Source organism: Rhodopirellula sp. P2 (assembly GCF_028768465.1).
Classification (GTDB): domain Bacteria; phylum Planctomycetota; class Planctomycetia; order Pirellulales; family Pirellulaceae; genus Rhodopirellula.
Map to the genome: position 1 here is coordinate 6528985 of NZ_CP118225.1, position 23331 is coordinate 6552315.

Below are 23331 nucleotides of genomic sequence, written 5' to 3' on the forward strand. Positions count from 1 at the left end.
ACCCTCCTATGAATCACCACCGTGCTGTCCTTCTCAGCGTCCTGTTCGCTTGCGGATCGTTTTGCATCCCCGCGTCCGCTCAACAAAGCGAACGCCACGAAACGAACAACGCCGAAGCGTCACCCAACATCGTCTTCCTGTTCGCCGACGACCAATCCACCTACTCCGTTGGCTGCTACGGGAACGAAGACGTCCTGACACCCAACATGGATCAACTCGCCCGTGATGGGGTGCTGTTCGACAAGCACTACAACACCACCGCGATCTGCATGGCCAGCCGGGCCAACGTGTTCACAGGAATGTACGAGTACAAAACCGGCTGCAATTTCGAACATGGAAACATGCGTGAAGAAGTTTGGGCCAAGTCGTATCCGGTTCTCCTTCGCGAGGCAGGTTATCTCACCGCTTTTGCCGGCAAGTTCGGATTGATTGTGGATGGCAAAGGTTTGTGCGAAGACGACTTCGACTTCTGGGGCGGCGGCCCAGGCCAAACGAACTACGCGACTGCCAAGAACAAGTCGATGCAAAAGTACGCCAAACAATACCCCCACTCCACGCTTTCTTACGCAGCCTTCGGGAAAGACGTCATCCGCGAAGCGACGAAACAAGACCAACCGTTCTGTTTGTCGATCAGCTTCAAAGCACCCCACAAACCGGCGACGCCGGACCCACGTTTTGATCACGTTTACGCCGGAAAACAATTCACCAAACCATTGAACTTTGGACGGGAATACAGCGAGCACCTCGCACCACAAAGCAAACTCGGTCGGCAATTCCCACGCTTCACCGAGTGGCACTATGACGATGACTACGACGGTGAGATGGCCAAGTACCACCAACAGGTTTATGCGATCGATGTCGCTCTCGGAATGATTCGCGACGAACTGAAAGCTCAAGGCATCGCCGACAACACCGTGGTGATCTACACCAGCGACAACGGGTACATCTGCGGGTCACATGGCTACGGTTCCAAGGTGTTGCCAATGGAAGAGTCCTCTCGCGTGCCGCTGATGATCTATGACCCTCGCAGTCCACTCAACGGCCAGCAACACCGCTGCGGCGAGCTGACCGGCAACATCGATTTCGCTCCCACGATTTTGGAACTCGCGGGTCTGCCAACTCCATCCAACATGGATGGCAAAAGCCTGATGAATCTGTTGCGTTCACCAGAGCAGGACGGACACGAGCAAATGTCATTCATCAACGTGTTCGGCCCACTGCCGACTCACAGCCTGACCTGTCTGACGAAACGCTACAAATACACGTACTGGTGGTACGGCGACGATCAGATGCAACCCACCGAAGAACTGTTCGACACGCAAAACGACCCGCTGGAACGGGTCAATTTGGCCCACGATTCGGAAAGCTCCGCTGTTTTGGAAGCCATGCGGACACGATACGACGAAGAACTCGCGAAATGGAAGCAGCAAGCCGTCAATTACAACGACTACCAACGCTACGGCACGCTGTTCGATCGTACGATCTCGATGGATGACAAACAGCCGTTTCTCAAACGACAAGCGAAACGAAAGAGGAACTAAACAAACGCTGGCAGCCCAGTCTTCCCATCACCCCCATCAGACGCCACGCCGTGATTCGATACCAACCGCTTCTCCCGCTCTTGCTCATCGGCAGTTACTTGTTCGTGGCAATGCCGCCTGCAAGTGCCACAACACCGGACGATGAACAAGGGACCGCATCCGAACCGGACCGCAATCGCGAATCACTTGGTCGTGCGACGCGGTTGTTGCAGAAGTTCGACGAGGACGACAACGGCGTTTGGGACCGAAACGAAAACACACGTGCCTGGAATCGTTATCGCAAACTTGACAGGGACCAAAACGGCAAGCTGACGATCAACGAACTCCGGCGTGACCGAACGGGATACCTGGAGACCGGCGGAGAACGCAAACTCGATCTGGTTTACAAGACCGTCGACAAGAAGGAGTTGCTGCTGGACCTCTATTATCCCACTCAACCCGATGCCAGTTTCCCTTGCCCATTGATCGTTTATACGCACGGTGGTGGATGGGCTGCGGGCAGCAAACAAGGTGCGGCCAATGGTTCATTCAAAGTTGTGTTCCAGCAACTGCTCGATCACGGATTCACTGTGGCTTCGGTGAACTATCGGCTTTGCAAACCCAACACTGGCGTCATGATGCGGGACTGCGTGATCGACTCCAAAGACGCCGTGCGGTATCTGGCCCAACACAGCGAAACGCTTCGACTGGATGCAACGAAGTTCTTCGTCATGGGCGATTCAGCGGGCGGTCAGATCGCTCAGATGCTGTTGCTGACATCGCCCGAAACGCTGCCAGGCGACAAGGAATTGGCGGCCACGCCATACACGATGCTGGCAGGGGTTTCGTGGTACGGGCCCTGTGACTTTGAGCAGACCAGTTTGTTCAATCACGACGACCGAGCCGACTTCCGCGATCGATTTGGACCTCGCATTCTGGGTTCGAATTCGTCCCCCGCAAACAAACTGGAACTCTACCGAGAGATGAGCCCGGTCAACTACCTGCGAGCGGACAGTCATCCACTGCTGATGATTCAGGGTGACAAGGACACGACCATCCCAGTCAAGCACGCTCACCACATGAAACAAAAAGCGGATGCGATCAAAGCCCCCGTCGAAGTCATGATCATTCGAAACGCGGGGCACAATTGGCGGCAAGTTGACGCCGACATCGATCCATCTCGAGATGCCATCGTCGACCGAACCGTGCAGTTTTTCCTCGACCACCTCCCGCACTGATTGCCCCAACATGAAGACGAACTCTGCGATTTCGAAAGCGTTGTTATTCGGTTGTATGCTGGCCACGCAGCCATTTGCGATGGCGGGTGCGAACGCTGCTGATGCGGCCCGTCCCAACTTTGTGGTGTTCGTCGCCGATGACATGGGCTGGGGTGACTCCCACACCTATGGACACGAACTGATTCAAACGCCCAATCTGGATCGATTGGCGTCTCAGGGAGTGAAGTTCACCCAGTGCTATTCCGCCTGCGGTGTTTGCTCGCCTTCGCGTTCTGCGATTCTGACGGGACGAACTCCGTATCGAAACGGCGTGTACCGACACTTGTCGGGAAACCACGAAGCACATCTGCGTGCCAGCGAGATCACGTTTCCAGAGTTGCTGAAAGAAGTGGGGTATGAAACCTGCCACGTCGGAAAATGGCATTTGCTCTCCAGGCAACAGTTCAACAATCCGAAGTTCCCTCATCCGGGCGAGCATGGATTCGATCATTGGATGTGCACTCAGAACAATGCGAGCCCTAGCCACCAAAACCCCGACAACTTCGTCCGCAACGGCGAACCCGTCGGGAAGCTCGAAGGCTACTCAGCTCAGTTGGTTGCCACGGAAGCGGCACGCTGGTTGAAAGACATCCATGATCCGTCCAAACCATTCGCGATGACGGTGTGGGTGCACGAACCGCATTCACCCATCGCAACCGATTCGCGTTTTCAATCCTTGTACAACGGACACGAAAACAGCAAGTACATGGGGAACATCACCCAAATGGATCACGCGTTGGGCATGGTGATGGATGCCTTGGACGCTCAGGAAGTCACCGACAACACGCTGCTGTTCTTCACTTCCGACAACGGTCCCGTGCCAGCCTTCGGCGGATCGTCGGGCGGACTGCGAGGCAACAAGCGCAGCGACCACGAAGGTGGCATCCGCGTCCCCGGTGTGGCTCGTTGGCCAGGACACATTCAACCCGGAACGGTCAGCGACACCCCGGTGATCGGCACCGACGTTTTCGCGACGGTGTTGGACATCGCCGGCATCCCGCTGCCAACGGATCGGACCATCGATGGCGTCAGCATGCTGCCCGCCTTCGAAGGCAAACCCGTTGCAAGAACAACGCCGTTGTTTTGGCGAACTCACGTTTCACCTCCCGAGGACCGCGTCGCACTTCGCATCGGGGATTGGAAATTGGTCGGCGACGAAACGCTGACGAAGTTTCAACTCTACGAGATCCAGAAAGACTGGAAGGAAGAACACGACTTGGCCGTCGCCATGCCGGAAAAAACAGAAGAAATGAAAGACCAACTGATGAAGGTCTGGCGAGACATCGAATCCGAGGGTCCCGATCACTGGTGGAAGAACGAACGACAGAAACCGGCTCGAGGTGGAACAGTGAACTATTGAGTCGTCCGAATCATTTCTCCCCACAACCACGCAAGAACAACCACGCAACAAGAAACATCCCCATGAAAGACTCACCGAAGTTACCGCTGTTGATCGCGTTCGTTTTGATGGCAACGCCCGCGATGGCGAAGACCGAACAAGTCGCCATGCCCGGCGCCACCGCGGAAATCTACAAGACCGCTTCCGGCGACGACCTGTTCATTTACCGTTTTGACCCGGAAGGTCACGATCCAGCCAAAGACAAACGGCCGGCAGTCGTGTTCTTCTTCGGCGGCGGATGGAACGGGGGCAGTGTGGGCCAACTGGCACCGCAAAGTCGCTACCTGGCCTCTCGCGGAATCGTCGCTTTCGTGGCTGACTACCGCGTCAAGAGTCGTCAAAAGGTCACGCCCAACGCTTGCGTGGAAGACGGCAAGTCAGCCATCCGCTGGGTTCGTCAAAACTCAAAGCGACTGGGGATCGATCCTGAGCGAATCATCGCGGGAGGCGGATCCGCTGGCGGGCACGTGGCAGCAGCGGCCGGTTTCTGCGAGGGATTTGAAGCCGAGGGAGAAGATCATTCCGTCTCTTCCAAACCGAACGCGTTGATCCTGTTCAACCCGGTTTACGACAACGCAAAAGAGGGTGGGTATGGCTTCGACCGGATCAAAGACTGGTTCCCCGCGATCTCACCTGCCCACAACATCACGCCGGATGATCCACCCGCGATCGTCTTCCTGGGAACGAAAGACCAACACATTCCGGTCGCCACCGCGGAAGCCTTTCGTGACAAGATGATCGCCGCGGGCATCCAAACAGAACTTCACTTGTACGAAGGCCAACCGCACGGGTTCTTCAATCCAAAGCGAGGCGGCTTCAGCGACACGTTGGCAAAGACAGATCAATTCCTGGTCAAACTGGGATACCTCAACGGACCAGTTGACCAACAACGGATCGAGGCACTCAATGTCAAATGACCACCCCGCCACGCGGCACCGTTCGCCCAGTCACCTGATCCGGCTCGCATTCATCACTGGATGCGTTCTGCTGTCGTGCCCCGCAAATGCGATGGCCGAGTTGTCGGTCGCGTCGCCGTTCACCGACAACGCGGTGCTGCAACAAAAGAGGAAGGTGCCGGTTTGGGGATCGGCTGATCCTGGGACCGCAATCACGGTCGAGTTCGCCGGGCAGACGAAGGACACCACCGCCAGTGCGGATGGGAAATGGACGGTCGAGTTGACTCCGATGCCTGCCAGTGCAGACCCGAAAACGCTGCAGGTCTCAAGCCCCGACTCAACCCTTTCCTTCGCGAATGTTGTCGTCGGAGAGGTCTGGATTTGCTCCGGACAATCCAACATGCAGTTCTCAACCGCAGCGGTTCCTGAAATCCAATCTTTGACGGCCACCTCGGAAAACATCCGATGCTTCGAAGTGAAACGAACCGTCGCGATGACCCAACAAGATCGCTTGGAAGGCAAATGGACGGAGCAACCGCCCAATAGCGCCGTGGCGTTTTCGTTTGCCCACTTCTTGGAACAAGCTGGCGATGTGCCGGTGGGCATCATCCTGACGTGCTGGGGAAGCTCATCGATCGAAGCTTGGATGCCGCGAGAGATGACCGAAACGGTGCCGCACTTCAAAACAATGATGGAGGAATTCGATGCGGACACTGCCACCCAAGACCGGATCGCTTCCATCCTGAATGGCAAAAAGCCGTGGAGCCGAACCGACGACATTTTTCTGCGTCGCCAATCGAACATGCTCTACAACGCGATGATCCATCCGTTGGTGCCTTACGCTTGCCGTGGGCTGGTTTGGTACCAAGGCGAACGGAACACTCAGTCGATGTTTGGCATGTTGAAGGATCCTTGGTTCTCGAGGAACTCGGGCATGCTCAAGTATGGGGACACGCTGGTGGAGTGGATCAAGCGGTACCGAAAGGAATGGGGCAACGAGGACATGCACTTCCTGATCGTGATGCTGCCCGGCTATTTCAAACCGTTGCCAACTGGTCCTCAAAAGGGAGCCGAACATCCAAGCACTCACTCATGGGCTTGGATGCGAGAGTCACAGTTGCAATCGCTTGACCTGCCACACACTTCCGTCGTCAACACAATCGACTTGGGCGACATCAAAAACATTCATCCGAAAGACAAACTGCCGATCGGTCAGCGACTGGCATGGCTGGCTGCTCGCGAAACGTTGGACCAGGCCATCGAAGCGGAGGGTCCGAAGATGAAACGCGTCGAAGTTTTGGACGACCGCTTGGTGGTCCACTTCGATCATGCCGAAGGCCTGCAAACTCTCGATGGAAAAGCACCTTCGGGATTTTGGTTGGCGGATGCTTCACAACGATGGGTTCCCGCAACCGCTGAACTGCGGGGTCAAACCGTGGTCCTGAGTTCATCTGAACTGCCACACCCTCTCTACGTTCGCTACGCATTCGCGGGCAAACCCAAAGTGAACCTGGTCAACGCCGCCAAACTCCCCGCCTACCCCTTCCGCACCGACTCTTTTCAGCCGTGACCTCATCCCGGTCCAAGCAAATGCCTCTCATGAATTCATCCCTGATCCCTCTTTGCGCTGCCGCATTGGTGCTGCTAATTGCCAGCGGCACATCCGTCGCGGCGGAACGACCACCCAATGTGGTTCTGATCTTTGTTGACGACCTCGGCTACGGGGACCTGGGATGCTATGGAGCAACGAAACTTTCGACACCGAATATCGATCAACTTGCCGCGGAAGGAAGACGGTTCACCGACGCCCACTCCGCCTCCGCCGTCTGCACACCTTCGCGTTATGGGTTGCTGACGGGCCAGTACCCGGTCCGCGCGATGGGCGGCCAGGGAATTTGGGGCCCGCTTCCGACGACCTCCGGTTTGATCATCGACACGAACACGCAAACGATTGGAAAGGTTTTCAAGAACAAAGGCTACGCGACCGCCTGTCTCGGGAAGTGGCATCTTGGATTCAAAGAGGAACCATGCGATTGGCAGGTTCCGCTGAGGCCCGGACCACAAGACGTTGGGTTTGATCATTACTTTGGCGTGCCATTGGTCAACAGCAGCAGTCCGTACGTTTATGTCAACGATCACAGCATCTTCGGATACGACCCGAACGATCCGCTGGTGTACGGCGGCAAACCAGTTTCACCCACGCCCATGTTTCCGGAAGAGGCATCGGTCAAAAGTCCCAACCGATTCAGCGGTGCTCTCAAAGCACACGAAATCTACGACGACGAGAAAACGGGAACGCTTCTGACAGAGCGTGCGGTGAAGTGGATCACCGAAAAGAAGGACGAACCATTCTTTTTGTATTTCGCCACTCCCAACATTCACCACCCATTCACCCCGGCGCCCCGTTTCAAGGGGACAAGCCAGTGCGGCCTGTACGGCGATTTCGTCCATGAATTGGACTGGATGGTCGGCGAGATCGTGCAGTCGCTCGAAGACAATGGATTGACGGACAACACGCTTGTCCTTTTCACCAGCGACAACGGCGCCATGCTCAACCGAGCAGGACGCGATGCAATCAAGGCTGGACATCAACCCAACGGCGAATTGCTTGGGTTCAAGTTTGGCGTGTGGGAAGGCGGACACCGCGTTCCCTTGATCGCCAAATGGCCTGGCAAAATCAAAGCGGGGACTCAGTCCGATCAATTGATCAGCCAAGTCGACCTGTTCGCCACGTTCTCTGCACTCACCGAGCAGGAGATGCCATCGTCCGAGCAGAAAGACAGCATCAACATGTTGCCTGCTTTGCTAGACGCCCCGAGCGAACCCTTGCGGACGGAGTTGGTCCTCGCCCCACGCCAGCCACGCAATTTGGCGATTCGCAAAGGCAAGTGGCTGTACATCGGAGCCCGTGGCAGTGGCGGATTCAACGGTTCCAAACCGCAGCACCATGCCTGGGGAGGCCCCGCCGCGGTTCAGTTCTCCGGTCACAGAAACAGTGACATCGTCAACGGTCGCATCAAAAAGAATGCTCCTCCCGCACAGCTCTACGATTTGGAAAACGACCGGTCACAGACCACCAATGTCTATCGCAAACACCCCGAAGTCGTGGAAGAGATGAAAGCCTTGTTAGAATCCTATCGTCCCAAACAAGGATCCCAAGGCCAGCCGTCAAAGAGATCTGGCCCACGCTGAAAGGCGAAACGCAAACACTGCACGATGCCTTCTTTTATCACCGCGGCAACCAATTGGCAGCGGTGAGGTCAGGCAAGTGGAAACTGCATTTGCGACGCACGACGGACGACCAACCATTTTGGTCCAAGAAGCCTGACAAGACGAAGGGCTTTGTGACGCTGAATGAGAAGAGGCTGATCAATCTCGACCGGGACTTGGGCGAGAAGAAGAACGTTGCCGATCGCCATCCCGAAATTGTCGCTCGCTTGAACGAGCAAGCGGAACTCATCCGAACGAAACTCGGGGACGTTCAGACCATCGGAACGGACCAATATCCCATCCGTTGATCGAACCCTCAGGAACGTTGACCCTTTCCATCTCGCTCTCGAAAACCAGAGACGTCTCTCGAAGAAACCATCGTGAACAACAACATGCAAAAATCTCTGTCACTCGCCATCCTCACCCTGCTGGCGGTCCCAACCTACGCGGACGATGCCGTCGCTGTCCCCACCGTGGTTGTCACGCATTCCGAACTCGAAGGCATTGGTGCCCAACCCGGCGTCATGCGCCGAGACCCCAGCGACATCATTCGAGTCGGCGATCTGTACTACGTGTGGTATTCGAAAGGAAAGATCTCGCCGGGATACGATGCCACCGTTTGGTACGCGACTTCGAAGGACGGCCACCAGTGGACCGAGAAAGGCATGGCACTGGACAAAGGCGAACCCGGCAGTTGGGAGGGAGCCAGTGTCTTCACTCCGAATATCCTGGTCGCTGAAGGACGTTATTGGCTGTTTTACACGGGGACGTCCAAGAAGTACGGCAAGGGGTTTCAACCCGATTCGAAAATTGGCATCGCGGTTTCGGATTCACCCGACGGCCCGTGGGAACGACTGGCGACCAACCCAGCTCTTTCGAACAGCCAGAACCCTGACGAGTTCGACAGCCACCTCGTCGACGACGCTTGCTTGATCGTCCGAGAAGGAAAGATTTGGTTCTACTACAAAGGCCGCCAACGGGGCAAAGGTCCTGGACAAACTCAAATGGGATTGGCGATCGCTGACAAACCAGAGGGCCCCTACGTGCGACATGAGTCGAACCCTGTGATCCCAGGCAACCACGAAGTTTTGGTGTGGCCCCAGGGCACCGGAGTGGCAGCCATGATCGGCACGACAGGCCCAAAAGCGATCACCAATTCAATCCTGTATGCGGAAGACGGAATCCACTTCACCAAAACCCACCACGTCAAGAACGGCCCCTGGGCCGGCGGTGCGTTTCGGCCGGAGGCATTCACTCAAAGTGGTGAAGGGCAACTCCCGAAGTGGGGTGTCGAAATTGGAAAGCCGAAAGGCAAACAACGCGGCGGACTGCCGTGCATTCAACGGTTCGATGTCACGGAGAAACACTGAGATGAAGAAAATCACCGATGCAGTCCTCGCAGGATTGGTCGCAACTGCCATGTGTCTGGTTCCTGAGCCAGCCACCGCGGTCGACGGGTTCGCCGATGACGTCGCGTTCATGAACGCACACACCAACATCGTTCTGCTGCATCGCGGTGATGCGGCCGTCGCTGGCGCACCGGCTTACCAAGGTCGCGTGATGACCAGCACCTTTGATCGCAAGGCCGGTCCTAGCTTCGGTTGGATCAATCGCCCTGTCATCGAACAAGGCTTCCTTTCCGAAGACGAACGACAGGGCAAACTCGAAGAACACATCCACATCTTCGGTGGGGAAGAACGATTCTGGCTGGGACCAGAAGGGGGACAGTACGCTTTGTTCTTCCCTCCCAAATCCGAATTTGAATTCACCAACTGGGTCACTCCGGCGGCGATCGACACGGAGCCCTTTGAACTGGTTGATCACACCGAAGCGTCCGCGAAGTTCCGACACTCCGCGCGACTGACCAACTACCACGGCACCGTGTTCCAGGTGGGCGTGGAACGAACCGTGTCACTGATCGACCGAGACAGGGTCGCCAAACAATTGGCCGCTCCGATCGGCCCAGGCCTCCAACTGGTCGCCTATGAAACGCGGAACCAGATCACCAACGATGGACCGAACGCCTGGAAGCCCGAGACCGGCCTGCTATCGATCTGGATTCTCGGAATGTACAAGCCATCCCCCGAGACAACCATCGTGATCCCATTTGTCGCGGGACCCGACGAGGAACTCGGACCAACCGTCAACGATGCCTACTTCGGGAAAGTCCCTCCCACCTACCTTCGCGTCGACAACGAACGCTTGTTTTTTCGCGGCGATGGCACCCGACGTGGAAAGATCGGGATTCATCCACTGCGGTCCAAGGGAATTGCCGGAAGCTACGACGCCGCCGGGAAGGTTCTCAACCTGGTCACATACAACCAACAGGATGCGCCCCACGGGTTTGTCAATTCCATGTGGGAACTGCAAGACAAACCTTACGCCGGTGATGTGATCCATTCCTACAACGATGGTTCCCCCGAACCTGGGAAGCCACCGCTCGGCCCCTTTTACGAACTGGAGACCTCTTCGCCTGCAGCCGCGCTCCAGCCAAACGAAAGCCTGCATCATGTCCAGCGGACCTACCACATCCACGGCTCCGAAGTGGAACTCCGGCCACTCGCCCAACACCTGCTTGGCGTGACGCTGGAAGAAATCGAATCCGCGTTCTAGGGCCCGCCCTCACCCCACGTCACCGCCTCGCCTCCCATCCCCAACCTGACTGGGACATCTTGGCCGTGATCGTCGTCGCTCGGCGAACTCGCCCTAGCTTTGGGATCGGTCTCCCAAATCCCGGGCGGGACCATGCTCAGTAGTCAAACCAGACACCGCCGCCGAGGTACGACTCGCGACGTTGGAAAAAAGAATACTGACTGGTCGGACCATCGTCCGAAGCCGCGATTTCGATGCTTGGCTCCGAGGTTGGTCGAGCAACGTAAACATGGCTGTGGTTGGGAGACGCTGCCAACGCGTGTGTTGCCGACAACAACTCACGAGTCCGCTCGAACGATGCCCCGCCCATCACCACCACGACATCCCTTTGGTTGGCAACAAAGCTTGCAAATTCGTTGGCCTGTTCAGTCGGGAAATACGTCGTCCGATGCAACGGCAGGTGAAGGACCGCCGCATGAGGTTTCTCTCCAAAGAACACGATCCGCGTCTCGGAGTCTCGCTGGACGATTCGCTGTGTCTCAACAGCAGCCGATCGATCTGTCGCGATCGTTGGCATCACAACCGACGAACCGAACCACAACACCCCCGTCGCCACCGCTGCAGTCGCCGCCCACGCGGAACGATTGAATGCCGCCTCGCGATTCCAAACCGCCAATGTCAACGCGAGCACCGCGGCCCCCATGACCGTCGCCATCCCGCTGGCGATCGAAAACTCACCCCGGATCCAAACCTCGACGCCCACCAAGATCCAGGACGACAAAACCAGAATCAACGTCGCCCGCTGCGGGAACGGACGCAGGTAATGGGAGATGCGATCCGACGCGTTTGGCCGCAACACCGTCTGGTGAAGCATCACTCCCATCATCAAGCAAACCAGCGGAATCGCAGGCAAGATGTAGGTGGGCAGTTTGCAGCTGGCAACCGAAAAGAACGCCAGAACCCAACCCGCTCCGCAAAACAAAAAACCGAGATCCTTTGACCGCAGCGAACGCTTGCGTCTCGACCAACTGACCAAGAACACACCAACCGATGGCAACAGCAACGAAGCCGGGAACATCGCGGCAAACACCACCGGAACGTAGAACCAAAACGGCTGCTCATGGTTCGATCCCTGCGTGAACCGTTTCAGGTTGTGTTCCCAGAAAAAGTAGTCCACAAATTGCGGGTTCAACTTGGCCACCGCAACGTACCAAGGCACGCAAACGGCAATCATGGGCAACACAAACGCCGCCCAGTGCAAAGCTCGGGTGCGGCTCTGATCCGCTCGCAGCCAACCATTGACGACCAACGGTGGTGCACACAACACCAACGCGACGGGCCCCTTCGTCAAGATCCCCAGTGCGCAAGCGATGCCTGAAATCATCCACCATGCCCAACGATGTCGTTGTCCCCGAACGGCGATGTATCCCGACAACATGCACGCCGTTGTGAAGAACGTCAGCAACGAATCCAAAATCACAAATCGCCCGGCCAACACAAACCCACCGCACAACACCAATGACAACGCTGCCAACCAAGCCGATCGTTGGCCCACAATCCGGCTGCCCCAACTGAACGTCACAACGACCGTCAACAACGCCGCCAACAGAGACGGCAACCTCGCCGCGGTTTCATGATCACCAAAAACTTGAAACGAGATCGCGGTCAACCAATACATCAACGGTGGCTTGTCCAAGTAAGCTCGCCCGTCCAGCGTCGGTGTGACCCAGTCTCGTGAGTCGTTCATCTCCAACGCGATCTGCGCGTATCGGGTTTCATCCGGTTCGATCAGTGGGTAGCTCAGATTGGGAAGCAACACAATCAACGCTGCGATCAAAAGCGTCGCCCAGGCGATCAAGCATTGCCAAGCAGGCCAGGCCGGCGCAACCGATGCAACGACTTGGGTTTCGCAGGGAAAATGCGTTTCCCAAAATTGACGCAATCGTGATTTACAAGGAAAGATCATTCAGTTCACGCGGGTTTGTAAACAAGACGGCGCATCATCAGCACGCCAACAAAAACGAAAATCAAATTCGCGATCCAGACACCTTGCGGCGGTAAACGACCGTCCTTTGCCATGTCCAACGTCGCTGCGAAGATCGGGTAATAAATCAACACCGTCGGCAAAAACACGATCCCGAACGTGGTCATCGTGTCCGACGCTTTCATTCGAATTCCAAACGGGATGCCGATCATCGACATCGCAAAGCAAGTGAAACCGCTGGCCCATCGTCGATGCATTTCCGTTGCCAACCGATGCAGTCGCTGACGGCTCGCCACCAAATCGCGGGTTCGCGACAACGCTTCGGCGGATGAACTTCGCTCGGTCCGTGAGGCCAACAAGTCGAATCCGGTGTGCACCGCCATTTCGTTTTCACGTCGAACAATGTCATGCGACTGTGCTCGCGATGCCAACGGCAGATCCGACATCGGCATGTGCGAGGGGTGGGCGGTCAAAAGATCGTATTTCGGGGTCGCATTCAGCGGGATGACGTGCGTGAACGTGTCGGGAAAGTAGAACGATGCCTGACCTTCTACTTCCGCGTGTCCATCCGTGACGCTCATCTCGATGCTTTCGGTCGGGGCGTCATACCGCAGCGTCGCGGTGCGAGCGTTGATCGTGATCGCTGGCCCGCTGCCGCGACGAATCGTGATGCTCGGGTCAATCAAATCCTTGCCGTGGACCTCACGCACCCGCAGTGAAAACGGGTCGTGAGCGTATTGATGCTCGCGTTGCAAAACGCCATAGGCGATCTTTTCAACGGACGACAACACGACGTTTTGCACGCCATGAAATCCCCAGGTGAAGGCGACGTTGATCAGCGTCACCGTCGCAATGCTCAACAAGGTGGTGATGACAATCGCCGGCCACATTGCCGGCAACATGGAGATCCCCACCGATTGCATCGCCGTGAATTCGTTGTCCGCGGACATCCGACCGTAAACGCAACAGACGCTGAACAACGCGGTTCCCGGCACGGCCAGCGACAACGCATTGGGAAGCGCGTAGGGAAGCAAGCGAAAGACACCCGCCACGCCCAGCCCTTGATTCATGGCCTCCCGCATAACGCCGACGCACATCACCAAAGAGGTGATGACAAACAGAGATGTGAAGAAGATCACCACGATGTCGCATGCGATCCGAAGCTGGATGGTCGTCGGCATGGATCACCCGCCTCCCGCATGGACGCCGTCCCCAGGAACAACCCGTGGCAACGACAGAGACGTGACTTGGAAGGTGCTCGGGTGCATCCATGCACTCCTAAATACTGACAAATTAGTAATTCAGAAATCACGATACCGCTGCCGCGTGACTTCGAGCAAGACCAAGTTCTGCCTTTTTAGTAGTTCAGGCCGGAACCACGTCGTGACACTGCATGACGTGGTCCTGGAACTCTTTCGCACACGCGACCAGACCACCAAGCGGCGAGAACCGAAATGGACGAACCGTCGATCAAACGCAAGCGATCACTGAGCGACTTCCTGCAAGCGGATCTGGCGTTCACTCATCGCCCGGCAGCGTCAACCCGGCGTTGCGAGCGTAGACCTTGGCCACGGCGGAATCGTCTTGGCCGCCCAACCCCATTCCCGCCGCGGCCAGAAACTGCTGCAGCGCCGCAGCGGTCAACGGGGCGCTGAACTTGGCGTTGCGGGCAATGTCCAAAACGATCCCCAGGTCTTTCGGCCAGATATTCACTTGGCTCAGCGGGGTGTAATCACCAGCGGCAATGTGCGGCCCGCGGTTTTCCAACATCCAACTGGTTCCGGCACACTGGGGGATCACCTCCAAAAACTTTTCCGGCGAAACCCCTTGGGTCATGCCGAACGTCATCGCTTCTGCCAGCGCAGCGATGTGCACTCCTGCGAGCAGTTGATTGACCGCTTTCATCGCCGACCCTGCCCCCACCTCTCCTAGCCGGAACAGCGATTCCGCCATCGCGTCGAGTGCCGGCGCTGCCGCGTCAAACGCCGCTTCCGAGCCAGCTGCCATGATCGAAAGTTGCCCTTGGGCCGCCTTTGCTGCACCGCCCGAGATCGGAGCGTCCAGGTACAGCAAGCCGCGCTCGCCACACTGGCTCGCCATCGTTCGGGCGAAGTCAGGCGACACGGTGGCACACGCGACCACCACGCTGCCTTCTTTCATCAAGGGAGCCACCCCTTGGGGACCGAACAAAACCGCCGCCGTCTGATCCGCATTGAGGACCGACACAACGACGACATCCAAAGTCCCTGCAATCTCCTTCAGCTCGCCAGCCTGGCCGCCATCGGCGCGGAACCTCTCCACCGGTTCGGGTGCCACATCCACACCCCAAACCTGATGTCCCGCCCGCAAGCAAGACGAGGCCATCCCGTAACCCATTGCCCCCAATCCAATCACGGCAATCTTTGCGGCAGTTGTCATCAGTCCCTCTCTTTCAGCGGCGATCTTGGACGAAGGTTCAGGTCGTGGTCCTGAACCGTAGGCAGTGAATCGGTGCACCGACCGTCCCACAGGGAGACAGCCGTGCAGCGGTGATTGTACGTGGGATTGTCGTTCCTGGCCTGCGCAGCTGCGCACTTCTGTTACTCTACTGCGCAGTAAATCCATCTGCCTGAACCGTTCCCATGGATCATGCGCCGTGACAACCACCCAACGCCCACGACATGTTGGCATTCTCGTTGAGACCGACGACTCTTGGGGTCGCAACGTGGTCGAAGCCGTTTGCCGGTTCGGTCATTCAAGTGGCTGGACCGTTTTGATCTCCCCCCGTGACGCTCAAGGTCGCTTGCGTTTACCCAAGGTCTGGAACGGGGACGGGATCATCGCTTCATTGCGAACCACGTCTTCAGTCCGCCACGTCAAGAACCTCCAACTGCCGGTGGTGGATGTGGGCATCATGGTTCCCAAGTGCGATTGGTTCGCTCGAGTCGCGACCGATGACGCGGCACGCGGTGAAATGGCGTTTGAGCATCTTCGCGATCGGGGCCTGACCCACTTTGCCTGCTACGCACCCCCGATCGGTCGCTACTCGGACGTGCGGTCGATGGCCTTCGCTGATGCGGTCACTGCTGGCGGGTACCAATGCGCGATGTACGAAGCCACGGGCGATGACACCGCTGGTTGGTTGACAAACTATTCCAACGTGCGTCGTTGGTTGTCGACCCTGCCACGTCCCCTGGGGATTTTCGCCGCGGATCCGTACCCGGCCCGGCAATTGGTCGAAATCTGTTCGGCGGATTCGATTCGCATTCCCGATGAGGTGGCAGTGCTCTCGGGCGATGACGACGAGTTGCTGTGCAATGTCGCTTCGCCTCGCATTTCAGCGGTTGAACTGGCAAGTCATCGGATCGGGGAGACGGCCGCCCAGATGCTGGCAAAGATGATGAACGGCGACGCCACCGCCAAGCCAGAAACACTGATCCCACCCCTGCAAGTGCGAGGCCGACACTCGACTGACATCCTCGCCATGGCGGACGATGAAATCGCGGACGTCCTGCGTTACATACGCGACCGGGCCCCCGACGGCATCACCGTTGCCGACTTGCTCAAGGCATTTCCGATTTCGCGAAGAAGGTTGGAACAGCGATTCCGAGCGGAACTCAATCGCAGCCCCGCGGAGGAAATTCGTCGGGTTCGAATGGCACATGTCGGTCGCTTGCTACTCGATTCAGACAAAACCGTGACCACGATCGCAGCTGAGTCCGGGTTCGCGACCAGTGCCTCCTTGTCGCAGGCTTTTCGCCAGCATTTCGGAACCACACCTGGCGACTACCGTCGACGAAATCACGCCACTTGAGCTGCGGCGGACGAATCACTGAGACGAAAAATCGAAATTGATTTGCGCGTCTGCGAATTGCTGCCAGTTTCAGTTCGCCTATTCTTGTAAGGGTCAGAACCACCACTGCACCCCAATACGGTGAATGGTTTTGCCACAAGCCGGGTTCCGCCACCAGCACAGCACCTCAACGTACCGGTTGAATCGTGGTGTCGTCTTGGCTCCCGCCTCGAATTCCCTTTCGGCGAGCACGAAGAATACGAATGAAGGCCTTTCTCATGACGTTTCCGTTTGATCGTCGCTTCCTATTCCTGGCTGTTTGCTTTGGATTGTTGAACAGCGTTGCCTTGGGTCAAGACACGGACAACTCGGCTCTCAACGCGACTTCCAGCACACAGCCACCGGCAACACGCTCGACACCGATCGACTTCGTTCGCGAGATTCAACCAATCTTGCGAGACAACTGCTTCGAATGCCACGCCGGGACCACGGAAGAAGGCGGCCTGAATCTGGGGATCAAGACCAAGGCGTTGCAAGGAGGAGACAGCGAGGAAGCGATTCTCGCGGGCAAGGCCGAAGAAAGCTTGCTCATCGAATTGGTGTCCGGAGGCAAAGACAACGCGTTGATGCCACCGGAAGGTTCTGAGCCTCTGACAGAAACCCAGGTCAACCTACTCCGAGACTGGATCGATCAAGGCGCAGCTTGGCCGGACGATGCCGACATCGTTGACCCCAAAATGGATCAAGCCAAATCGCACTGGGCATTTCAGCGACTGCAAGAAGTCGATCCGCCATCGCGATCGTCCAACGACAACTGGTCCAAGGGCCCCATCGACCTGTTTGTACTCCGGCGATTGAATGACGCTGGCATCCGACCATCGCAACCCGCCGACGCGCGAACACTGGTGCGGCGATTGTATTTTGATCTGATCGGGTTGCCGCCGACTCCCGAGCAAACGAACCAGTTCATCGTTGCTCACACAGAAAACTCGGACCTGGCAATTCAGCATCTGGTGGACGAACTGCTTGATTCCCCGCGTTATAGCGAGCGTTGGGCAAGGCACTGGTTGGATGTCGCTCGCTACGCGGACAGCGACGGCCAAGAAGCGGACAAGGACCGTCCGTACGCGTACCACTATCGCGACTTTGTGATTCAAGCCTTCAATGACGACATGCCCTATGACCAATTTGTACGTTGGCAAATCGCGGGGGACGAAATCGAGCCCGACAATGACGCGGCCGTTTCAGCCACCGGTTTTCTGACCGGTGGGACATGCTACCAGTTGCCTGACTCGTTCCTTGAAAGCGAACGCTTAGCGAATCGCTACAACGAACTGGACGACGTCGTCTCGACATTGGGATCCGGCATGCTGGGGATCACCGTTGCCTGTGCACGCTGCCACGATCACAAGTACGACGCATTTTCAGCAAAGGACTACTACCAACTGCTGGGGGTCTTCCACAGCGGTGACCGGGTGACCGGCAAGCTTCCCAGTGGAAAAGACGGCTACTACTTCAAAGACTTTGATGCCAAGCGTCGAACCACGTGGCTGTTTCGCCGGAGTGATGTCTACGACCGCGAGATTGAACTCGACTTCGGGTTCCCCGCGATGCTCTCCTCCGGTGCCGACGCCGAGGCGTTCTGGAGCAATGCCAAGGAGGCCTACAGCGAATCAGGTGACCCCCAAAGCACCTTGCAGCGTCGAGCGTTGGCCGAATGGATGACCGACACGCAGCAGGGCGGCGGAGCGTTGCTGGCACGAGTCATGGTCAACCGCGTCTGGCATCATCACTTTGGCAAGGGAATCGTTCCCACAACCGGCGACTTTGGCGTTCGTGGCGATGCCCCCTCGCATCCGGAGTTGATCGAATACTTGACCAACGAGTTCGTCGCCAGCGGCTGGAAAATCAAGTCCTTGCACCGCGCGATCCTCACCAGCGCCGTGTGGCAGCAGGCCAGCACCCGCGAAGCCTTGGACGAACACGGAGCCGAGATTGATCCTGCCAACCGTCTGCTGTGGCGAATGACTCCGCAACGTCTCGAGGTTGAGATCCTGCGTGACGCCATGTTAGCAGTGACCGAAACTCTCAACTTGGAAGCGGGCGGGCCGGGTTTCAAGCCCTACATCGCCCCGGAGGCCAACCAAGCCCGAAACATCCAAGGCGAAGGCTATCCCAAAGACGCTCCCGACGACGCCTCGACTCGGCGGCGAAGCGTCTACATGTTCCATAAACGTCTGATCCCCTATCCGATGTTCCAGGCATTCGACCGCCCCGACCTGATGACCAGCTGTGCTCGCCGCCAAAACACCACCGTGGCCCCGCAAGCCATGGTGATTCTGAACGATCGCTTTGTTCGTTCGGTGGCTCACGATTACGCCGAGTTGCTGATCAAGAAGCAAGCCGACTCATCCGTTCCGGCCACAGGCGAACTGCAACCGCTCATCCATCGAGCCTTTGAAACCTCGTTCGCGCGTCCGCCGACCGAGCGAGAAATCGAGACTTCGGTGCAGTTCATCGAAGCACAAGCCAAGGCACGAACCGAGCGAAAAGAACCCCACCCACGAATGGAAGCGGTGACCGACTATTGCCAGTCGCTGTTTGGGCTCAACGAATTCATCTACGTCGATTGAATTCCCAAGACTCCTACGATGGGCTTCCCTGCCCCTCAAAACAACTCCGCAGCGGCCAGGGCAACCGACCGCACCGTTTGAAAAATCACTCTGAGTCAGAGGCCAACCAACATGACGAAGAACTCTCCGTTGTTTCCCTGCGGTCGCGTCGCCAACATGCTCAGTCGCCGAGAATGGCTGTGCCGAGCCGGTGCTGGAGCTGGGATGATTGGCCTGGCCAATCTGATGGCCGAGCAAAATTTATTGGCCGCACCAGCGACAAATGAGGCTTCGGATCCAATCACGTCGCTGGCTCCCCGGCCGGGCCATTTCCCCGCCAAGGCCAAGTCGGTGATCTGGCTGTTCATGGAAGGTGCCCCCAGCGCCGTCGACATGTTCGATCGCAAACCGGAACTCGACAAACGGGACGGCGACACGACCGACATCCAGGCGTTCTTCGGCAACCCCGGACCGCTCATGAAGTCACCGTTTTCATTCCAACAATATGGCGAATGCGGGCAGTGGGTTTGCGACCAATACACCCACGTCGCCAAACACGTCGACAAGATGGCGTTCATCAAATCGTGCTACAGCGAATCGAATGATCACGTCCCGGCGATCTATCAAATCAACAGTGGGCTGCCACGTCCGGGATTCCCCACCGCAGGTGCCTGGGCGACCTATGGACTGGGCAGCGAAAACCAGAACCTGCCCGGCTACGTTGTGATGGGCAACACCCAAGGTGCCAAAGGTGGTCCACACAACTGGGGCGCGGGATTCCTCCCCTCCACCTTCCAGGGAACGCTTTTCCGCTCCCAGGGCACTCCGGTTTTGAATCTCAACCGGCAACCCTCCATCACCAAACCCGATCAACGTGCGCAGCTGGACCTGATGGCCAAGCTGAACGACGAACACATGCGACGTCACACCCGCGATGCCGAGTTCGCCAACCGCATGGATTCGTTTGAATTGGCGTTCCGAATGCAGAAAGAAGCGACCGAGGTCGTCGACCTTTCGCGTGAGACGAAGGCAACGCAACAGCTCTACGGGATCGACAACCCCAGATCCAAATCGTTCGGGTCCAAGTGCTTGATGGCACGCCGACTCGTCGAGAGCGGCGTTCGGTTTGTGCAGGTCTACAGCGACGGCGAATGGGACGCGCACGACAACCTCGAAGAAAACCACACTCACCACTGCGCCGCCACGGATGTCCCGGTGGCAGGTTTGCTTTCCGATTTGGAACAACGTGGGTTGCTCGATTCAACCCTCGTGATCTGGGGCGGAGAATTTGGTCGCATGCCGATCTCGCAAAACGGCAAGGGGCGCGATCACAATCCCAAAGGGTTCATGCAGTGGATGGCCGGCGCAGGGATCAAGGGAGGCGTCAGTTACGGTGAGACCGACGAGATCGGCTACGAAGCCGTTGAGAACCCCGTCAGCGTGAATGACCTGCATGCCACCATTCTCCATCTGCTCGGTCTGGATCACGAACGTCTCACGTACTTCCACAACGGACGCAGCTACCGCCTGACCGATGTCGCCGGCGAAGTGATCCAGGAGGTTCTCTCCTAAGCGTGATCACGTCCGGGTGCAACTCAACATGGCAGCAAGTGGGCATAACGGATTGAAAGTACAATCAACCTTCCCCACCCAACTCCCCGCCAAGAACAAGCTGACATGTGCCGAATCCTTCTGTGTTCCATTGGATTGATTGCCGCCTGGCTGCCTTCCGCCACCCCAGCTGCCGAACCGATCACCGAGTCGTTTGTGGACGGGATGAGTGACCAATGGCGATGGGTGCGAGAGAACAAGGCCGGCTGGAAATCCACCCAAGATGGCCTGCAAGTCTTGATCGAACCAGGCAACATGTGGGGCAAAGACAACGACGCGAAGAACGTCTTGCTCCACCCCATCCCTGATACTTGGAAAGAAGCCGTTGACGTTCGCGTGCAGATCACGCAAGCACCCAAGAAACGCTGGGAACAAGCCAACTTGGTTTGGTACTACAGCGATTCAACGATGGTGAAGCTCGGCCTGGAACTCGAAAACGGCACGACCAACATCGTGATGGGCCACGAAACGAATGATCGGGCACGCACCATCGCCATCATTCCTTACCCTGCCGAGACGGTGCAGTTGCGATTCGTCGTCAACGGCTCACAACTTCTCGGGCAATACCGACAACCAGGCTCCGACTGGAAACCGGTTGGAAAGACCACTTTGCCCTCCCAAACCTCCACTCCCGCTCCGCACGTCAGCCTGCAGTTCTACATGGGAGAAGCCGACTCCAATCGTTGGGCAACGGTTTCAAACTTTCAAATGTCCCCACTCAGCGAACAAGGCACGCCTCCCGCTCACAACTGACAGTTGCCGTTCACACCAACCGGGCTGACCTTCATCGACACCATCCCAGTCTGGTCCTGAGCGACTCGTCGTTGCGTCCAGCCACCTCACAGACTGCCCCTTGTTGCTTGCGATCGCCAGTTTTCTTCGCGGGTTCTTCGGGGAATTTAGTGGGCTCATCCGACGGAAGCGTGCGCGGTACCCTGACTTCAGGTTTTTGGAGGGATTTCTCCGATGCCCGAAGTTTGAACGGACCATTTCGAGGCGTTCGAATTGAGTTGCCAAGTGAAGCGGAAGCAAGCTCTGCTGAGGAGCAACTTGCCAAGGAATCGCTTGGTCTCCGATGCGCCGAAGGTGCTTCGCGGTCCACCGGCATGCTCGCCATGCCAGTGGGTTGTTTTCAACACGGACGCCGTCCATCATTGAACATTCGGACATCGGTGCATGCCTTGAAAACCTCGGACGCACCGTTCCGTCGGATGAGCCCAAAAAATCTACAAAGACCAAGAGAACGATGGTGCGGCCTGGGAGCTTCGCGGACGATTGCAAGCTCAGGCAAAGCACCCTGCCGCCGCTGTCCAATCCTTCGAACGAGTCAGCTTGTTGATTCCTCTGGAACCTTGGTCTCCCAGGGTCATGGCGTTGCAATACATCGCCATCGGCCGATCCCAACGAGGCATTGACCTCTTGTTTGAACTTGGCACATCCAATTTGCTCAAGACTCCGTTGGTAAGAATGGTCTCGCACGATTTGCTGACCCTTGGGAACCCCGAAAAGTCCTCCGAGATCATTTGCCACTCGATTGAGCGATCGCCGGAAGACGCGATTCTGTGGCATGAACTGTCCGCCACTCAGTCGGTTTTCGGTGAAGCTCGCGTCCAAGCAACTCACCGCGAAAACTCAATCCTGATTTTCGCGAATGAGATCAATGATTCGTTTGGGGTGGGGAAGGCCTTTGGCGACAACCTCCAAATCGTCTTGTCCCGAACTGGAGATGCCGATGCCACCCACATTCAGCAAACGTTGAACAAAAGATTGATCGAGTTGAATGTTGCGAACGTCGTCGTGCTGCACCTCCGATGTCTCCCGCGAGACGATGCCTTCCCGGTAGACCGTTCGATCATCGGTGACGGTCAAAGTTGTGAACCGGCTCAGCAGCGTCCAGTGGCCAATCACCCCCGCAGTCACGATCAAGGCAGCGGCGCTCAACCAAACCACGATCGAAGCTGGTCCAACCACGGCCATCTCATCCAACGCGTAACCGGCCAAGGACATCCCAGCCACTGACATCAGAATCAGCACTGCGGCGACGATACCGACGACTGAAAAAACAAGCGTCGCGATCGGGCGGGCGCGAAAGACGACTGGATGAACTTGCGCCAGCGAGCGTTCTTCTGGCTCCGATGCCATCCTGTTCTCGCGAGCCGTTTTCTCGTCGACTTCATGAACGGCGGTGACAACGGCCGTCGGCATCTCCATCTCGAACGGGTTGTCACAACTTGGACAAAGCACAGGACCATCCAAATGCTCGATCGTGCTATCGACTTCGTGGTGGCAGTACGGGCACTGTGTGGTGAGAACTTGCATGGGTAAAATTTCCGGTACGAGTGGACGGTTCGACGACATCTAGCAATGCACATCACATACCGAACAGGCTTCCTCTCGCGATCCTCGAAATTGTTTCTCCTCGCCGGCTGTCGGAATCCGTTTTCTCCGCGTCCACTAT

17 protein-coding genes are annotated in these 23331 nt (G+C 57.2%); 13 read left to right on the forward strand and 4 right to left on the reverse strand.

Annotated features, from left to right (window positions below; genetic code table 11):
- The first annotated feature begins 8 nt into the window (after window positions 1-8).
- The 9 genes from PSR62_RS22965 (at window position 9) to PSR62_RS23005 (ending at window position 10915) form a co-directional block, all read left to right on the forward strand.
- Complete coding sequence (locus PSR62_RS22965) at window positions 9-1541, forward strand: sulfatase family protein (RefSeq protein ID WP_274405299.1); 1533 nt, start codon at window positions 9-11, stop codon at window positions 1539-1541.
- Between the two features lie 80 nt (window positions 1542-1621).
- Window positions 1622-2758, forward strand: a complete 1137-nt coding sequence (locus PSR62_RS22970; protein WP_274408282.1) for an alpha/beta hydrolase fold domain-containing protein — start codon at window positions 1622-1624, stop codon at window positions 2756-2758.
- Between the two features lie 10 nt (window positions 2759-2768).
- Entirely contained in the window at window positions 2769-4157 is a 1389-nt protein-coding gene (locus PSR62_RS22975) for a sulfatase-like hydrolase/transferase (RefSeq protein WP_274405300.1), read from the forward strand.
- Between the two features lie 62 nt (window positions 4158-4219).
- The gene (locus PSR62_RS22980) at window positions 4220-5113 is read left to right on the forward strand and encodes an alpha/beta hydrolase (RefSeq protein ID WP_274405301.1); all 894 of its coding nucleotides are present in this window, start codon (window positions 4220-4222) and stop codon (window positions 5111-5113) included.
- Window positions 5103-6662 carry a sialate O-acetylesterase gene (locus PSR62_RS22985; protein ID WP_274405302.1) on the forward strand — a complete coding sequence of 520 codons (1560 nt, stop codon included), beginning with the start codon at window positions 5103-5105 and terminating at the stop codon, window positions 6660-6662. Before PSR62_RS22980 ends, PSR62_RS22985 begins: the two co-directional genes overlap by 11 nt.
- 20 nt (window positions 6663-6682) lie before the next feature.
- Window positions 6683-8284 (forward strand): sulfatase family protein, encoded by a 1602-nt coding sequence (locus PSR62_RS22990; protein WP_274405303.1) that lies wholly within the window; start codon window positions 6683-6685, stop codon window positions 8282-8284.
- Window positions 8285-8301: 17 nt separating this feature from the next.
- A complete protein-coding gene (locus tag PSR62_RS22995) occupies window positions 8302-8610 on the forward strand; it encodes a hypothetical protein (RefSeq protein ID WP_274408283.1) in 309 nt (102 codons plus the stop codon).
- 84 nt (window positions 8611-8694) lie between these two features.
- Entirely contained in the window at window positions 8695-9672 is a 978-nt protein-coding gene (locus PSR62_RS23000) for a family 43 glycosylhydrolase (RefSeq protein ID WP_274405304.1), read from the forward strand.
- Between the two features lies 1 nt (window position 9673).
- Complete coding sequence (locus PSR62_RS23005; RefSeq protein ID WP_274405305.1) at window positions 9674-10915, forward strand: DUF6786 family protein; 1242 nt, start codon at window positions 9674-9676, stop codon at window positions 10913-10915.
- 136 nt (window positions 10916-11051) lie between these two features.
- On the opposite strand, the gene PSR62_RS23010 is transcribed toward PSR62_RS23005, so the two are convergent.
- The 3 genes from PSR62_RS23010 to ltnD form a co-directional block, all read right to left on the reverse strand.
- The gene (locus tag PSR62_RS23010; RefSeq protein WP_274405306.1) at window positions 11052-12860 is read right to left on the reverse strand and encodes a phospholipid carrier-dependent glycosyltransferase; all 1809 of its coding nucleotides are present in this window, start codon (window positions 12858-12860) and stop codon (window positions 11052-11054) included.
- A 5-nt stretch (window positions 12861-12865) separates the two neighbouring features.
- Complete coding sequence (locus PSR62_RS23015) at window positions 12866-14059, reverse strand: LptF/LptG family permease (RefSeq protein WP_274405307.1); 1194 nt, start codon at window positions 14057-14059, stop codon at window positions 12866-12868.
- Between the two features lie 337 nt (window positions 14060-14396).
- Window positions 14397-15296: an L-threonate dehydrogenase gene (ltnD, locus tag PSR62_RS23020; protein WP_274405308.1), complete on the reverse strand. Its 900-nt coding sequence runs from the start codon at window positions 15294-15296 to the stop codon at window positions 14397-14399.
- A 217-nt stretch (window positions 15297-15513) separates the two neighbouring features.
- Here ltnD and PSR62_RS23025 point away from each other — a divergent pair, with 217 nt between their 5' ends.
- From PSR62_RS23025 to PSR62_RS23040, 4 genes are all read left to right on the forward strand, one after another.
- Window positions 15514-16671: an AraC family transcriptional regulator gene (locus tag PSR62_RS23025; protein ID WP_274405309.1), complete on the forward strand. Its 1158-nt coding sequence runs from the start codon at window positions 15514-15516 to the stop codon at window positions 16669-16671.
- 257 nt (window positions 16672-16928) lie between these two features.
- Window positions 16929-19283, forward strand: a complete 2355-nt coding sequence (locus PSR62_RS23030; protein ID WP_274405310.1) for a PSD1 and planctomycete cytochrome C domain-containing protein — start codon at window positions 16929-16931, stop codon at window positions 19281-19283.
- 111 nt (window positions 19284-19394) lie between these two features.
- Window positions 19395-20834, forward strand: a complete 1440-nt coding sequence (locus PSR62_RS23035; RefSeq protein WP_274405311.1) for a DUF1501 domain-containing protein — start codon at window positions 19395-19397, stop codon at window positions 20832-20834.
- A gap of 105 nt (window positions 20835-20939) precedes the next feature.
- Window positions 20940-21626, forward strand: a complete 687-nt coding sequence (locus PSR62_RS23040) for a hypothetical protein (RefSeq protein WP_274405312.1) — start codon at window positions 20940-20942, stop codon at window positions 21624-21626.
- Window positions 21627-22505: 879 nt separating this feature from the next.
- Here PSR62_RS23040 and PSR62_RS23045 read toward each other — a convergent pair.
- Window positions 22506-23192, reverse strand: coding sequence for a PH domain-containing protein (locus PSR62_RS23045; RefSeq protein WP_274405313.1), 687 nt, complete (start codon window positions 23190-23192; stop codon window positions 22506-22508).
- Window positions 23193-23331: the final 139 nt, after the last annotated feature.